The organism is Pseudobutyrivibrio sp. OR37, assembly GCF_900113655.1.
In the GTDB taxonomy this organism is placed as follows: domain Bacteria; phylum Bacillota; class Clostridia; order Lachnospirales; family Lachnospiraceae; genus Pseudobutyrivibrio.
Genome location: NZ_FOQF01000023.1, coordinates 45,852 through 61,538, shown reverse-complemented (window position 1 = coordinate 61,538; position 15,687 = coordinate 45,852). Strand labels below are relative to the sequence as shown.

Below are 15,687 nucleotides of genomic sequence, written 5' to 3'. Positions count from 1 at the left end.
ATGGGAATCAACTTATAAAATTAGGACCGCGGTTGAGCGAGACATTAATCACATCAAAGAAAACCTTTGCCTTGCTGGACGCAGAACTCAAAACGAAAAAACTCTTCATGCTGATCTGATACTTGCTGGAATAACTCAGCTTGTAACTGTCATTTTGGCTGATAAAATTAACCACCATGAATTTGTCCGTAGCCTGAAACCTTTAATCGCTTAGGACTTACCAACTTCATAAGTCAGGCTTATTTAGTGCGCCTAAAATTATCTTTCAAAAGTAATTCCGCGCCTATGCGCGAAATATCCGATTTTATAATCAAGATTGCGGACGAGCATCAGCGAGTTTCGCAATTACCTAATAATCTTTATTAACCCCTATGTTTAATCATACTCATTACCAAAAATGTGTCAATATTTGGTGTTATCGAACATTTTTAGGGGATGTGTATGATATGTCGTGGACACTTTCTTTCGTTTTGTTTAATAAGTCTTCTAGTCTCTAGTATTGCCATTTCAAATGTGTTAACTTCCTTTAAAACAAAAATGATGGAGATGAAGTTATGAAAAAATACCCACTTACCCCGGCGCAGAAAATGCACTACAACTGGATTCGTAAATACGGTACGCAGCAGGTTTCTGGCCTAAGCATTGTTGCATCCTTGCAGGCTAATCTGGATTTTGATTTGCTGAAAAAATGTATTCAGCTGGAGATTAAACGCTACGGCTGTATGCGAGTGCGATTTACAAAGCCTGATAAAAATGGTGATATTCTTCAATATCTTTCAGAGGACGAAAATTACGATATTCCACTGAAGGATTTATCTGATATGACCATGGATAAGGCGGATGAGACAATGCAGTCCTGGGCCTACAACACCTTCGATGGTGATGATATTCCTATGTTTGAAATCTTTCTAATGAAGCTTCCCGATGGCTACAATGGATTTTTCCTACACATGGATCACAGGCTTATCGATTCCTGCGGGGTGACAGTTCTTACAAACGACATTATGTCTCTCTACACACATTTCAGATTCGATGCCCCTCTTCCTGCAGATTTGGCAGATTATGAAACAGTTCTTCAAAACGATTTGAAAAAGGCCTCAAATGAGAAGCGCTTTTTAAAAGATAAAAAGTTTTGGGATGATTTAATAGATAAATGGGGCGAGCCTATCTACAGTGATATTGCAGGCCCAGCTACACTCGCGGCCTCAAGGCGCGCCCATAATAACCCCGCTCTCAATTGTGCAGATATTGAGCTTAGAAATCTTTTCGTTGAGGTGAAGGATTATAAGCTGGAAGCGGATGGGGCAAAGCAGCTGTTTGATTTTTGCCAAAACCATCAGCTTTCCATGACAAATCTTCTACTGCTTGGCATCCGCACATATCTTTCAAAGGTGAACAATGGGCAAAAGGATATTTCCATACAGAATTTTATTTCCCGCAGGTCTACTCACGATGAGTGGACCTCCGGCGGAAGCCGAACCATAATGTTCCCTTGCCGCACCGTGATTGAAGATGACACAGATTTTCTGGAGGCTGCTTATCAAATTCAAAACATGCAAAATCAAATCTACATGCATTCCAACTACGACCCGGATTTGATTTATGAGGAGATTGAAAAAAGATATGGCACGCCAAAGAACACAACCTACGAAAGCTGCTATCTCACCTATCAGCCTCTTCCTGTGAAGATGGAAAACCCATATCTAACAGACATTCCTATGTATTGCAAATGGTTTGCAAACGGTGCTGCCACCAAAAAGATGTATCTGACTGTGTCTCACACAGAAGATGGCGGAATGAATTTTTCATATCATTATCAGGTGGCAGACCTGACAGAAAAACAGGTGGAGCTTTTCAACTATTATCTAATGCGAATAATCTTTAGAGGAGTGGAGCAGCCAAATCTTACTATTGGAGAAATTATAAATATCGTATAAACGAAGTGGAGGGATTAGTTATGTCAATGGAAAAACAGTTTAAGGAATTAGTTTCACAGTACTGCCAGGTTTCACCTGATAATCTGAAGGGAGACAGCCGATTCAGAGAAGATTTGGATTTTAGTTCTCTTGATTTCATGTCATTTTTAGGAGAATTGGAGGACGAATTTGATATTGAGCTTCAGCAGGAGCGTATCGTAAATATTCGCACTATCGACGAGGCTCTTTCAATGATTCAGGATTTACAGGAGGCATCATAATGGATAATTTGCGTACACTTTGGGAAAATGCTGCCAAATCTTACAAGCAGCTGACAGCAATTAGATATTTAGATAAAAAGGAAATCAAGGAGGTTACCTACGACAGCCTTGATAAAATGATTCGCTTAATTCGTGGCGGGCTGGCTAAAACTGGCATATCATCTGACCATGTGGCACTGATTGGTGAAACCAGCGTCCAGTGGGTTGCCAGCTATCTAGCCATTGTAACTGGCGATAATGTGGCAGTACCCCTTGATGCACTGTTGCCAGCAGAGGATTTGATTGATTTATTAAACCGCTCTCATACCAAGGTTTTATTCTTAAGTCCAAGGCTGATTGGACTGGCCGAACAGGCTCTTAAGCTATGTCCTAACCTTAAACAGATTTGGCTTTTGAACGACTCCTACGATCAATTTGTTCAAAATGGACAGATTGGTGCATTGGCAGAGCTTATGAACCTGGGCAATACCTCCGTTGATGTTAAGGCGTCAGCGCCAAATGACCTTGCCACAATCATCTTCACCTCTGGCACCACTGGAAAAAGCAAGGGCGTAATGCTCACCCAGAAAAATCTTTTCGACAATGTGGCAAACGTTCATTACCAGGTGGACCCTGGCTGCGTAATGATGAGCGTACTTCCAATCCACCACGCCTACTGCCTTGTTATGGACTGGCTAAAGGGATTTTCATTGGGCTCTATCTTATGCATAAACGATTCATTCATGCATTTGGTTAGAAATATGAGCATCTTCAAACCAGAGGTAATCCTTATGGTGCCACTGATGATTGAATCTATTTATAAAAGATTGTCCGCTAATCCTGCTGCACCTGTGGAGGCTGTTAAACAAAATGTATTTGGCGGTAACTTGCGAATCATCTTCACCGGCGGTGCCCATCTTGATCCGTTTTATATTGAAGAGTTTAAAAAATATGATGTTGATATATTGGAAGGCTATGGAATGTCGGAATGCTCTCCTGTAATCACCACCAACACTCCTGATTGCCACAAGCCTGGTTCCATTGGAAAGCCACTGGACAACATCGAAATCAAAATCGAAAACGACGAAATTATGGTGCGTGGCACCAGCGTTATGAAAGGCTATTTTGAAATGCCATCTGAAACCCGTGCTGTATTTACCGATGGATGGCTGCACACTGGTGACAAGGGCTACATAGATGAGGATGGCTATCTATTTATCAACGGACGTGTTAAAAATCTTATCATTATGTCAAATGGGGAAAACATTTCTCCTGAAGAGATAGAAAATAGAATTGCTTTGAACCCTTTGGTGTCTGAGGTTATCATATCAGGCAACAATACAGGGCTTACCGCTCACATATATCCAGATATGGATTATGCACAAAGGAAGCTTATGGCACCTGCAGATATCAACAGAACGCTTCAGGATTTTATTGATAAATATAATAAAGCCCAGCCTAGCTACCGACATATCACTAGTCTAGTAATTAGGACTGAGCCTTTTATTAGAAATACTACTGGAAAAATCAAACGAACTGAAATAGCTTAAGATACCATAAATGGAAGTACTCCATTTAAGAAAACGGTTGTTAAAATATCAGCTATTTCTTCTGGAGCTGTTTTGCAATCCTCTGCTGTCCACTTATGGAGGACACCAAGATTTATTCCGATTGTTGCTGCTATGTAATAAGAAAAGCGCTGTTTATCGCCAATTATGATGGCATCGTTTTCGCTTACCCTATTAACATAACGATGAAACATAAGCATGGCCTTTTCAAGGAAGCTATCCCCTCTTGGACTGTGCAATAAGCTGGTTAAAAAGGGATTATCCTTGGTGTAATTGCAAATCGCCAGAAAATATGAATGACACAGCTGATGGTCATCCTTTGGATGAAAGCTCTCCATCAATTGAAAAATATCATTTATGGTTTTGTCTTCTGCAGCGCAAATCAAAGCTGGCACATTCTCATAATGATTGTAAAATGTGCTTCGAACCACCCCTGATTTCTTGACCACATCGGCCACGGTGATTTTTTCAAATTGCTTTTCTTTACTCAGCAGGAGGAAGGCTCCTATAATAGCCTCCTCCGCTGTGCTGTATCTCTCATCTAATTCTTTCATAATTTTTTAGCTAAATAGTGGCTTAAGAGCTTCTGCAAGCTTATCCTTCATAGCCTGTGCCTCAGCAAGATCCTTACCCTTTGTTGTGAAGTAAGTCTTAATCTTTGGCTCTGTACCTGAAGGACGAACAACAACTGTGCATCCATTCTCAAGACCATAAATAAGAACGTTTGCTGAAGGAAGACCTGTCTCAGCTGTGTTCTTGTAATCTGTAACCTTTGTTACAGCGATGCCTGCGATATCCTTTGGTGGGTTCTCGCGAAGCTGGCTCATGATGCCTGCCATTGTATCCATACCTGAAAGGCCTGGGAATTCAAATGAATCTACCTTGTTGAGGTAACGGCCATACTCAGCGTAAATCTCCTCAAGACGCTGCTTGATAGAGCTTCCGATGCTGCGGTAGTAAGCAGCCATCTCGCAGATAAGCATTGAACCGATAACTGCATCCTTATCACGTACGTAAGGACCAGCAAGATATCCGTAAGACTCCTCGAAACCGAAGATGAATCTATCTACTTCTCCATCAGCCTCAAGACCAGCAATCTGATCACCAATCCACTTAAAGCCTGTAAGAACTGAACGAAGCTCTACGCCGTAGTGCTCTGCAACTGCATCTGCAAGTGGTGTAGAAACGATTGATTTAACTGCTACAGGGTTCTTTGGCATTGTGCCCTTTTCGATACGTCCTGCTGCAATGTAATCAAGAAGAAGTACACCAACCTCGTTACCAGAAACAAGCTCATAGCTTCCGTCTGGACACTTCATAGCGATACCAACACGGTCTGCATCTGGGTCAGTAGCAAGCATTAAATCTGCGCCCTCTTTCTTAGCAAGCTCAAGACCAAGCTCAAGTGCCTCGAAGATTTCTGGGTTTGGATAGCTACATGTTGTGAAGTATCCGTTTGGATATTCCTGTTCAGGAACGATTGTGATATCTGTGATACCAATATCGTTAAGAACACGTGTAACTGGAACTAAACCAGAACCGTTAAGTGGGCTGTAAACAAGCTTAAGACCAGCTGTCTTGCAAAGACCTGGACGAACCTGACGCTCTTCGATTGCTGCGTAGAATGCGTTCTTGCAATCATCGCCAACGAACTTGATAAGTCCCTTCTCAACACCCTCAGCGAAAGACATGACCTTTGCACCTGTGAGGACATCTGTCTTCTGAATCTCAGCATATACGATAGCTGCTGCATCATCTGTCATCTGGCATCCGTCTGGACCGTAAGCCTTGTATCCATTATATTTAGCAGGGTTGTGTGAAGCTGTAACCATGATACCTGCATTACAATTATAGTATCTAGTAGCAAATGAAAGTGCTGGAACTGGCATAAGTGCATCGTAAATACGAACATTGATACCATTAGCAGCAAGAACACCAGCTGCAGCCTTAGCGAAAACATCGCTCTTGATACGGCTATCATAGCTGATAGCAACTGTCTGATTGCCGCCCTGAGTCTTAACCCAGTTTGCAAGTCCCTGTGTAGCCTGACGTACTACATATACGTTCATTCTATTTGTACCTGCACCAAGCACACCACGAAGACCAGCAGTACCAAAAGCAAGTGCTACTGCAAATCTATCCTTGATTTCTTCGTCATTTCCCTCAATCTTTGTGAGCTCTGGCTTTAAATCTGGATCATCTAAATCCGCTGCTAACCAGCGCTTATAATCATCATTGTACATAATATTCATCTCCTTGTTTTCAACTTAAAACTCTTTTAATTTTAAGTTTTCTGGTTAGGCATGTCAACCTAGGTAATATTATTTATTTGTGATATTAGATATAGTGAGCCTGCAATACAGACTACATCTGCTTTTTCCTTGATGCTATCAAGTGTCACATCAGCACCGAGTACGACTGCATCCACGCCTCTTGAGCTTATCATCTCTGCTAGCTTTTCTGGTGGCATGGTTCGAGGGTTTGGAACGGCTACAGTGTAGCACTTATCTGCAATAGGAAGCAGTGTGTCTAGGATGATGTCTACTTCCTTGTCGGCTAGGATGCCAAGTACGAATGTAATCTTCTTGCCTGGGAAGTATTCTTCTAAGGACTGGCGAAGGACTGTGGCTCCTTGTCTGTTATGGCCTCCGTCTATTATTACAGGAGGGTCGTCTGAAAGCAGGGTGAATCTTCCAAACCACTTCGTATTTGCGATACCTTCTGCTATAGCTTCTTCACTAATTGGATAACCTAGGGCGAACAGCGTTCTTGCTGCTGCTATAGCAACTGCTGCATTGTCTATCTGATAGGTACCAAGCATAGTAGTTTCATACTCCATGCCATCTGATGTAATAAATCTCTGTCCGTGTATATCTCTATTAATTATTTGGCTTGCTTTTACAATTTCAAGGCTGACTGATTGTTTTGCGCATACTTCTTCAAGCACCTGTTCAACCTCTCGTTCCTGCACTGCACTCACCACTGTAGTTCCAGGCTTTATTATCCCAGCTTTTTCAGCAGCAATATCAGTTAGCGTATTCCCAAGAATAGTCATGTGATCATAACTGATTGGAGTGATTACAGACACAAGTGGTGCTGGAATCACATTAGTAGTGTCCATTCTGCCACCCATGCTCACTTCCAGCAGCACCAGCTCACAGTCCATCTTAATAAAATAAATGAAGGCCATTACTGTCAGGAATTCATATTCGCTAACAAAAATCCCTTCAGCTGACAACTCATCATAAGAAGGCTTAACCTGAGAAAACACATCTGCAAAATCTTCATCAGAAATATCATTGCCATTCACCCTAAACATTTCGTTATATCGATATAAAAATGGTGAAGTAAAGGCACCCGTAACAACGGATGCCTCATTTAAAATATTAGCCAAATATGTAGTGGTGGAACCCTTTCCATTGGTTCCGGCTATATGCACATATTTAAGTTTATCCTGAGGCCTGTTAAGCTTTTCTAGAAGTGCCAGCTCCGCATCCAGCGAAAACATATCCTTTCCACTGCTGCCATCCTTTGGCGGCATGAAATGTGGCATACTCTTGAAAAAATTCAATGCCTCATCATAGCTATATTTCATCATACTGCTAATCTCTTTATTCCTACCTTTTCAAGTGAATTAAGAACTGCATACATAAGCACGGTGTACACAGGAATCATGATAAGCTCCTTTGGAAGACGTGTAACGATTGCTGCAAGATAGCCGTTCTTTAGATAAAGAAGGCTGAGCCAGTAGCTGTTCATGACTACGCCTACAATAAAGGTGTGTACTACCTGAGCTGCAAAAATTCTAGGCAATGTACATTTCTTACCGTGAAGCATTAATCCAAAAATGATTCCACTTACTATTCCACTGATAGTAAAGCCAGGGAAAAATGGGCCTGTAGGCTTAACCAAATATCCTCCGATATCTGTGATGGCGCCTACTACACCTGCAACGCCTGGTCCAAACAGCATACCTGCTAATGCGATTGGCAGGGAACCAAATCTGATTTCAATCAGCTGATTGATTGGTAGCTTAAAGAAGCCCAGCACAATGCCGATGGCTGTAAGCATAGCTGCAAGTGTAAGTGTTCTTGTGTTCATAAGTTTTTTCATAAAAAATACACCTCCTTTGCAGTTTCCTTTTCCTACAATGAAGGTGTATATAGCTTACCTTACTATGTAGCAGCGGGATGCGAATTTAAAACCGCGGTAACCTCCTTCGTCCATCTGCCAACTCCCTGTGCAAACGGCACTTAACGCTTTAAATTCTACTCTGCATTTGTCTTGTTTTTTGTTTCGCCTACAGTATAAGATTAGCCACCATATAATGCAATAGCTAAAAACAGTTTTTGCTATAAAATAAATTTATTCCTCCAAAAAAAGCTTTACTGTATTAAGGATTGCTTCCCTGTTCTTTCCTTCTAAATAATACTGAGACAGCTCATCCTTATGGTATTCCGCTATAGATCCGCTTGTCCCTTTTTCCAGCAGTTCTGTAAAAAATCTCTCCCAACTAAAATATATTCTAGAATCAATATAATCTTCTGGTGTTTCCAATATTTTTTGCAAATCATTAATATCTACTACTTTTGATTTCAAGATAAACCACTCGAAGGATTCTGGTAAAATCAATCCTATTTTATATCCCATATCTCTAAGCTGAAGGATTTTATCTATAAAAGCGCCAAACGCAGCTCCATCAGCTATAACATAACAACCATCTTTAGTATCTAGTGACAATAATTTTTTATAAATATTCGAATTTCCATCTGCGCTTATGCAAGAAATGTCGGGAACCGCTACTGAATAAAACTGGTAGCCTGATTTACTATCTTCAACTATTAAACACTTTGCCGATATTTTTTTATTTTCAACATCATCATACAAAGGATAAAATTCATTATATACACGTTGCGGGAAATTGTACTTACCAGAATTTCTTATACCATAAACTTCGTTTACGCTATATGGCAGACATTTAAGATAATCACGGGTTATCAGCACATAATAGTTTGATGTATTTTTTATTACACTGGCAAACTCCTTCGTTTTAATAAAATCATAGTCCTCGTCAATGAAGATAATTGAGTCTGAGACAGATTTAATTGCTTCCTGCCAGCTAATTAACCCATCAGCATATACCACACAAGGAACATCTGACTCTACTTTGACACCTGTTCTCCCCTGGAATCTAGCAAATTGACTAAGCAAATCAATCAACGTGGTTTTTCCTGTTGCACTATCACCACGGATTACCGTAATATTCCTTTTGATTTCAAACTCATATTTTATTTTTTTAGTCTCTACTATAATATGGTGACTTCCTATCATTATAAGACCTCATCTATAACAGTTAATGCTGCAAGAGTAAATTCTTTTTTATCTTTATATATGCTATTTGTATTCAACAGGCATATTTCAAAATCATTTATTTCTTCAAATCTCATAGCATAGCGTAAGGTAACTGTAATATCTTCTTTTTGACCAATTTTTTGAAGCCATATTGCACAATTATCTCCACAACTAGTTGCATCGAAAACAAGAGTTGGATTCTTATATATTGAAATAAGTGTTTTAACTCCACCAGATAGTTTTTCTGGCGGGATAGCCCCTAAAACACTGCTTTCGAAAACTTCCCCCTCTTTATAGGTTGTTTTATCAACGTCTCTTACCATATCCTGCACAAATGTATCTTCGAACCATTCTTGTTCATAGTTATTATTAAACCAAGCTGGCCCATAAAGATTTTCTTCCACTGTTCCATAAAATATTTTCAGCATACAGCACCTCTTTATTACGTCTTTACTGTCTTATAGTTTATTTTAGTTTGATGCTAAAATCAATAAATCCTACCTTTTAATTATATCTAATCTTCCACTTGCATTAACAAGTGTAGTGTCAACACTTAGTTAAGAAAAGACCTATTTGGCATTTATCCCAAATAGGTCTTTCTATATTACTTATTGCCCTTTTTCAATGTCTTTGCGAATATTGCATATCCGCCACTTACAAGAATTAGTGCCAGTACAACGAATATTAATATCAGAATTGCATTACTATCTTTTTTCTCGCCTGTAGTAGGTGTTTCTTCATCAGATATGTTTTCCTCACTTTGTGAGATATCTTCTTTTGTTTCTCTATTTACATTATTCTCTTCTACAGAAGTATCATTAGCATTTTCATCCACCTCTACACTATCATCAGCTTTTGCCTTCTTGTTATTTCCAGCACCTGACTTTTTATTTACTGCTACATTTCCAGCAGCAGGCACCTTAGGAGTATCAATTACTGTGATGTCCTTTGCTGGGCTTACAGCTTTGTTTACCTCATGATTAACTGGTGTGGTACCTGTGCTTCCACCTTGTGATGGCTTGAAAGGATTGACAGGATTAATGATAGGCTCCTTTGTTTTGGCTTCTTTTACCTTGCCCTTTGTTAATTCGTCTGTAAGCTTAACATATCCGCAGAAGCCTCCAGTCATGTTAACAAAGCTTGCTCCATCCTCTGTTGCGAATACAGGATTTGGATTGTAGCTATAGCTTGAATCATATCCAGTATCATTGATATCCTTAACTAATCTAGCTTTCTTGTCTAATGACTTTTCAGTGAAATCATATTCGCAAAGCTTTTCAGGTAGCTTATCACCTTTTGCAACCTTAATCTTGATATCATCAGATGATGAAAGTTCTCCATCTGAGACTGTAAGTGTAAGTACATAGTTACCAGCTTGATTAAAGCTTACATCAGTGATTGCCTGATTAGCCTTGTCTATAGCTACCGCTGCATTGTTTGGCTTGCTCTTTACTGTCCACTTATAATCCAATGAAGAATTAGGATATCCATCGTCAATAGCTGATGCTCTTAGTCTTGTAGTTGCAACAGCTCCTAAAAGTAAGGTTGTTCCTGTAGCTTCTTCTAATTCTGTCAGCTTTTCCTCTGGCACTACTTCATCTGTTGTAACTTTCAGCTTAGAATCCTCTGCTGTGACAGATTCAACTTCATCTGTGTTTTCCCCTGTTGTTTCAGCATCTTTTTCAGTAGCTTCTTCATCAGGTAATTCAACAGATTCTTCGCTATCAGACTCCTTCTCTTCTTTCTTTTCTTCTGACTCCACATCCTTTTCTAGCAGTTTTTCCACATCTTCCTTTTCTAGCTCTTCAAGCTCTTCTTCCACTGGCTCACCACCTAGAACTGCCCATTCAATTACACCTACACCAGAGTTATTAGCTTCCTTCTTATTTAACTGAATCCTTAATCCATCAGTCATAACAGGCTTGAAGGATGTAACATTATATTTATCAGCTTCAAGACCATAGCCTGATGCATCCTTTACTTCTTTCCAATCATCACCGTCCTTGTAACTAATGGTGTAATTCTTAGGGAATTGAATTCCCACTACTTCCTCAGAATCATTATCCTTCCAGAAGTAAATAGCCGATTTGCTAATGCTTATCTTTTTATCCCAGGTGTATGTAATGGTCTCATATTCTGATGTGTTGCCCCATGAACCATAAGCACCAGTTGCAGGCTTTTCCATGGATGCTGATGATGACACTCCATCATTTACTGCTCCTAATGTTTCCCAGCTAGAAACATAGCTTGTTGAAACTGCTGCACCTAATGCCAGGTTGGTATCCATATCAAGGGAACTAACTGCATTATTAAGTCTATCAGTCATCTCATCTAATTCTTTTTGAGACACACCCATCTTTGTAACCAATTCCTTAGCCTCTGCCAAAATAGACTTCATATTTGAATATCCAGCTTTGACAAAGAATGGATCAATCTTTTCAGCTCTTGAAATAGCACTGTTCAATGCTGACTTATCCACAGCACCTTCTTTAAATCCATATACTTTCCACTCAATTACACCACAGCCTAAAGTCTTAGGATTAAGAGTCATTCTAAGTGCTGTTGTTTGAATAGGTTTGATAGTTGTAGTGTTGTATTTATCAAGTTCTGTTCCAAGACCTTCTACTATGTCGCATTCCTTCCACTCATCACCCTCAAGATACTCCAGCTTTACAGCTGCAGGTGAGAAGTTTCCTCCATTATCCTTGAAATAGTATGCATCCTGGCCAGTAATAATAACCTCATCATCCCAAGTGTACATTACCCATGCTGGTGCGCCCTGAGCGCCTCCTAACCAGTTGTGCCATACTCCATGGGAAGTATCATTTGAAGCTGATGGGTCATAACCATCATTTAAACCAGCTACACCACCTAAATCCTGTGGAGTGTTTACGATAGCGCTAGGTGTTGCATACGCTGCAAGATTTACCTCTTTTCCATCAACTACAACAACATTAGCTTTGGCCTTAACTGTAGATTTATCTACTGAACCTTCTACAGTAAACACGCCCTTAGCACCATAAGATTCTGCAGATACTTCATCCCATTTCACTTCCACATTTCTGTATACGCCATCTGAATACAGGGCGCTAACTTCTTTTGGAAGCTTAGGTGCTTCGTTTATCTTGGTTACAACTGCTGCATCCTTTATAGATACTATTTCTCTATCCTTCAAATCTCCAAAAAGCTTTGAAACCTCTTCTTCATCAAATGCTTTTGAATACATGCTAAAGCCTTTGATTTTGCCATTTAAGAAGCTAATAGATTCCTCGTGTGAACGTCCCAGGTAATTTCTCTGAGCATCTCCCATCTTCGAAAATACGAATCCAGAATCCAATGTAGCTATTTTGTCTCCATCAAGATAAACAACAATCTCGCCCTTATCATTTGTCAGTACAAGCTTCTTATCATATTCTGGGGATATCGCATATACGGTATCCACTGTTTTCAGCTTCTTTGACTTCATGTCAGTAGCAGCGATGCTTAACTGATTATTTCCTTTGAAGTTCACATACAAGTAGTTTTCATCTAAATCACCAAATTCGATAAGTCTTGTTCCATTCTCCTGATTTGCAGAAAGATTGAAGTCAATGACTATTGTAGCCTCATCTATACCATCTACTTCTGGAAGATATGTTTCAATATCCTTACCTGCATCTACAATAGGAGCTGTATTTTTGGCAGCTGCACCAATCTTGAACTCAACTACAGATGTATCCTTTTTGCCCAGTGGAACAGATACTGTCACTGTCTCATTCTTTGTTGCCTTAAAGGTTCCGCGCTCTTTACCATCGACAAGAATGGTGTAGCAACCATCTGCTAATCCTGTTAAGTCGATATCTGTGTTATGCTCTGTTCTTTCTAAATTTGTTACAGTAAGCTTTACATCACTGCAATCTTTGGCAATTATCGCATTTACGTATCTGTCTCTATCAAGCTCTACATAACAACCATCATCGATTAGATTTAATCTAGTATTCAATCCATCAAGTGGCTCTATTGAATAGCTTTCACCATTATCTGTTACATTACAGCCATATCCAAATAAACCAAATACTGGATCTGTAGCAACATCTGCAGATAGAATCTGAAGCGCTCCAAAGAGACCCAAATCTGCCTCGCCAGCCATCTGTCTCCAGCCATTGTGAATCTTTCCACCGCCAGTTCCCTGTCCACCTAGATTTCCCATTTCACTTTGATAAGTCCAGGCTACGGTACCTATATTTTCTGGGTCAGCATCTATCTGACCTGAATTGATGCATGTAAGGTTTGCCAGCTTTGCTGCGTAATTAACCCTCTCTGCTTCAGCCGATTCAATAGAATTTAATCCATTGTTTTCAAGTCGCAAATAATCATCCATGCAGTATCCGGCAAGAGCAGCTGTATACTGGAAGTTCCACCAGCTTTCGCCACAGATAGTGGTAGGATTAGCGTAGTGATACCATACAGGCTGAAGTCCTCTACATGCCCTTGTTTTCAAATCAATCTTTTGCATCATGCTTAGGGCATTAGCTTCATCACTTCCAAGATTTAGCTTAGCAAGAGTATATACAGCTTCCTCACCTGTATTATCATAAGAATACTCTGAGCCATAAGGATACTTGGTGCTAGAGAAATTCTTATACTTTCTTGCCATAATATCTTCAATCTCAGCAGCCTCATCGGTATATCCTTCTGCCTTTAAAGAGGCGATAATGTCAGGAGTAGTTAGCTCGCCCATTACACCTGTTGACCAGTTATAATATACCCCGTCTGAATACAGAGCCTTCATTATGTTATAGGCTCTCAATAGATAAGTATCCTTATCCTCGATGTAATCTACAATATTAGGATATTTACTAGCAATCTTGTACATTGAATAGTAGGTGTTGTAGATGTGAGGATATGCATAGCCACGGTATGTAGGTGTATCATTTGGCTCCTTCATCTGGAAGTCATGTATAAGATAATCCTCTTGATGCTCCTGCATAAGTCCATGCCATATTGCAGTGTCCAAATACTCATCAATAGCAGTTATTTCCCTTTCTACTGGGATGTAAACATTCTTTTCAGCAATATATTCACCGTGGGTCAATCCCCAATCATCGCCCCAACCCCAATAGCCATTGAAAACACCGCGCTTTGATTTGGTATCCATCATCCAATCATCAAAAACCTTATCATATAGCTCGCCTTCAGCATCCCACTGGGTATTATCTACCATGAACTGCGAATGAGTATTCAATGCTTTGCTGACATCATCCATAATGTAGAATTGTAGCTCTGTTTCCTTTGTACCATTGTCATAGGAAACCACTACATCGTTTTGTCCTAAATCATCAAAGGCAATATCGTATATATGATATTGTTCGCCGTCTATAAGTTTTGTGGATTCGTATTTTGCATAAGTACCAGCTTCGCTTTTTTCGCATGGAAGATTATTGCTGACACTATTCTTATTGTCCTCAAATAGATTCAACTCATGAGGACATTTAATACTTACCTTCAAATCCTTAGCATCATACTTTGTATGAAGATACATTTTTGCTGGCATGTTCTTAGCAAATGTCATACCAGGAACAGCCACCGCATCTATAATTCCCTCTTCATAAAGGGTAGACTTCATATCGTCTTCATTATCAACAGGACTAAAATCGAAAGAATACTTTTTAGACTCACCCTTCTTCAGCTTTAATGTAGTATTATCCAGATATCCTCGATTTGTCTTCTTAATGGCATCTGAATGGATATAGAAAACATTCAGACCACTTGCCCATCCATCCTGGTCCTGACACCAGGATTTTTCATTGGCGCTTCTTTCCTCAACACGCCAATGGTCCTGATACTCAAAGCTGGCATCAGTTGCATCATCTGGAGTAAGTAATACATACTGCCCCTGCCCACTAGGACGAGTCGCATATATGTATGAAGAATTCTTTCCCACAAAGCTATGGTCTACAACTCTTGTCTCGTAGATTTCATCTCCACCTGACCAATACTCATTAAACGTAATAGGAAGTCCTAAATCCCCTACGGTAAGGACATCTTCACTTTTATTTTCTATTTCGATGTCCCACTTTATCCTGTCATTAACAAGAGTATAGGTTTCCTTAACCTGATAACCTTTTATTCCTTTGGCTTCAGTTGCATTCCCGCCGTATGTAACTATTACCTTGTTATCTTTAAGTTCGATGGTTCTATCCGAGTCGGACTGGCTTGTGTATCCTTCCGTATATGCACCATCAGCAAATTTAGTTGCAAGCATCAGCTCTCCCATCCATTGGTGGGTGCTGCTAGCCCCCTGTGCTGGAGCGTTTTCTTCGTTCATCACATAGTTTGTAGGATATTTATCCCCCACTATATACAGCTTTCTAATTTGGCCGTATTTACCTATGTTTACAGAGAAATAATCATTGGATAATGTATAGCTTCCATCAGCTTCCTCTGTGGTCTTTGTTTGGCTTGATCCCTTGTCTTCCTTAGCCAACACATCAATTGTCCCCATACTACCTGGCAAAGCTGTAAATGCTGTAATTGTAGCCAGTGCAAGCGACAGAACCTTCTTCTTCATTCTCGTGTTTGACATTTGTCCCCCTTAATTCTCCTTTCTAC

General features: G+C 39.9%; 10 protein-coding genes, 1 pseudogene and 1 riboswitch. Of the genes and pseudogenes, 4 read left to right on the top strand and 7 right to left on the bottom strand.

Features of this window, described 5'->3' with window-relative positions; all coding sequences use genetic code 11:
* The 4 genes and pseudogenes from BM097_RS16525 to BM097_RS11395 form a co-directional block, all read left to right on the top strand.
* Positions 1-214 (top strand): annotated as a pseudogene (locus BM097_RS16525) (ISNCY family transposase); the annotation flags it as partial.
* Between the two features lie 340 nt (positions 215-554).
* Positions 555-1,937, top strand: a complete 1,383-nt coding sequence (locus tag BM097_RS11405; RefSeq protein WP_090549679.1) for a condensation domain-containing protein — start codon at positions 555-557, stop codon at positions 1,935-1,937.
* A gap of 20 nt (positions 1,938-1,957) precedes the next feature.
* On the top strand, positions 1,958-2,197 hold the full coding sequence (locus BM097_RS11400) for an acyl carrier protein (protein WP_090549676.1): 240 nt from the start codon (positions 1,958-1,960) through the stop codon (positions 2,195-2,197).
* Positions 2,197-3,726 (top strand): AMP-binding protein, encoded by a 1,530-nt coding sequence (locus BM097_RS11395; RefSeq protein ID WP_090549672.1) that lies wholly within the window; start codon positions 2,197-2,199, stop codon positions 3,724-3,726. The genes BM097_RS11400 and BM097_RS11395 overlap by 1 nt, the downstream gene beginning before the upstream one ends.
* On the opposite strand, the gene BM097_RS11390 is transcribed toward BM097_RS11395, so the two are convergent.
* The 7 genes from BM097_RS11390 to BM097_RS11360 all read right to left on the bottom strand — a co-directional run bounded on the left by BM097_RS11390 (position 3,723) and on the right by BM097_RS11360 (position 15,661).
* The gene (locus tag BM097_RS11390) at positions 3,723-4,298 is read right to left on the bottom strand and encodes a TetR/AcrR family transcriptional regulator (protein WP_143084985.1); all 576 of its coding nucleotides are present in this window, start codon (positions 4,296-4,298) and stop codon (positions 3,723-3,725) included. The genes BM097_RS11395 and BM097_RS11390 overlap by 4 nt on opposite strands.
* Before the next feature lie 6 nt (positions 4,299-4,304).
* Positions 4,305-5,987: a phospho-sugar mutase gene (locus BM097_RS11385; RefSeq protein WP_090549666.1), complete on the bottom strand. Its 1,683-nt coding sequence runs from the start codon at positions 5,985-5,987 to the stop codon at positions 4,305-4,307.
* A gap of 68 nt (positions 5,988-6,055) precedes the next feature.
* Positions 6,056-7,342 (bottom strand): bifunctional folylpolyglutamate synthase/dihydrofolate synthase, encoded by a 1,287-nt coding sequence (locus tag BM097_RS11380; RefSeq protein ID WP_090549663.1) that lies wholly within the window; start codon positions 7,340-7,342, stop codon positions 6,056-6,058.
* Positions 7,339-7,857 (bottom strand): folate family ECF transporter S component, encoded by a 519-nt coding sequence (locus BM097_RS11375; RefSeq protein ID WP_028243303.1) that lies wholly within the window; start codon positions 7,855-7,857, stop codon positions 7,339-7,341. The genes BM097_RS11380 and BM097_RS11375 overlap by 4 nt, the downstream gene beginning before the upstream one ends.
* Positions 7,858-7,925: 68 nt before the next feature.
* Positions 7,926-8,022, bottom strand: a riboswitch (THF riboswitch).
* A gap of 87 nt (positions 8,023-8,109) precedes the next feature.
* The gene (locus tag BM097_RS11370) at positions 8,110-9,075 is read right to left on the bottom strand and encodes a hypothetical protein (protein WP_090549659.1); all 966 of its coding nucleotides are present in this window, start codon (positions 9,073-9,075) and stop codon (positions 8,110-8,112) included.
* The gene (locus BM097_RS11365) at positions 9,075-9,524 is read right to left on the bottom strand and encodes a DUF4869 domain-containing protein (protein ID WP_090549654.1); all 450 of its coding nucleotides are present in this window, start codon (positions 9,522-9,524) and stop codon (positions 9,075-9,077) included. Before BM097_RS11365 ends, BM097_RS11370 begins: the two co-directional genes overlap by 1 nt.
* Positions 9,525-9,700: 176 nt before the next feature.
* Positions 9,701-15,661, bottom strand: a complete 5,961-nt coding sequence (locus tag BM097_RS11360; RefSeq protein WP_090549651.1) for a DUF5695 domain-containing protein — start codon at positions 15,659-15,661, stop codon at positions 9,701-9,703.
* Between the last annotated feature and the right edge of the window lie 26 nt (positions 15,662-15,687).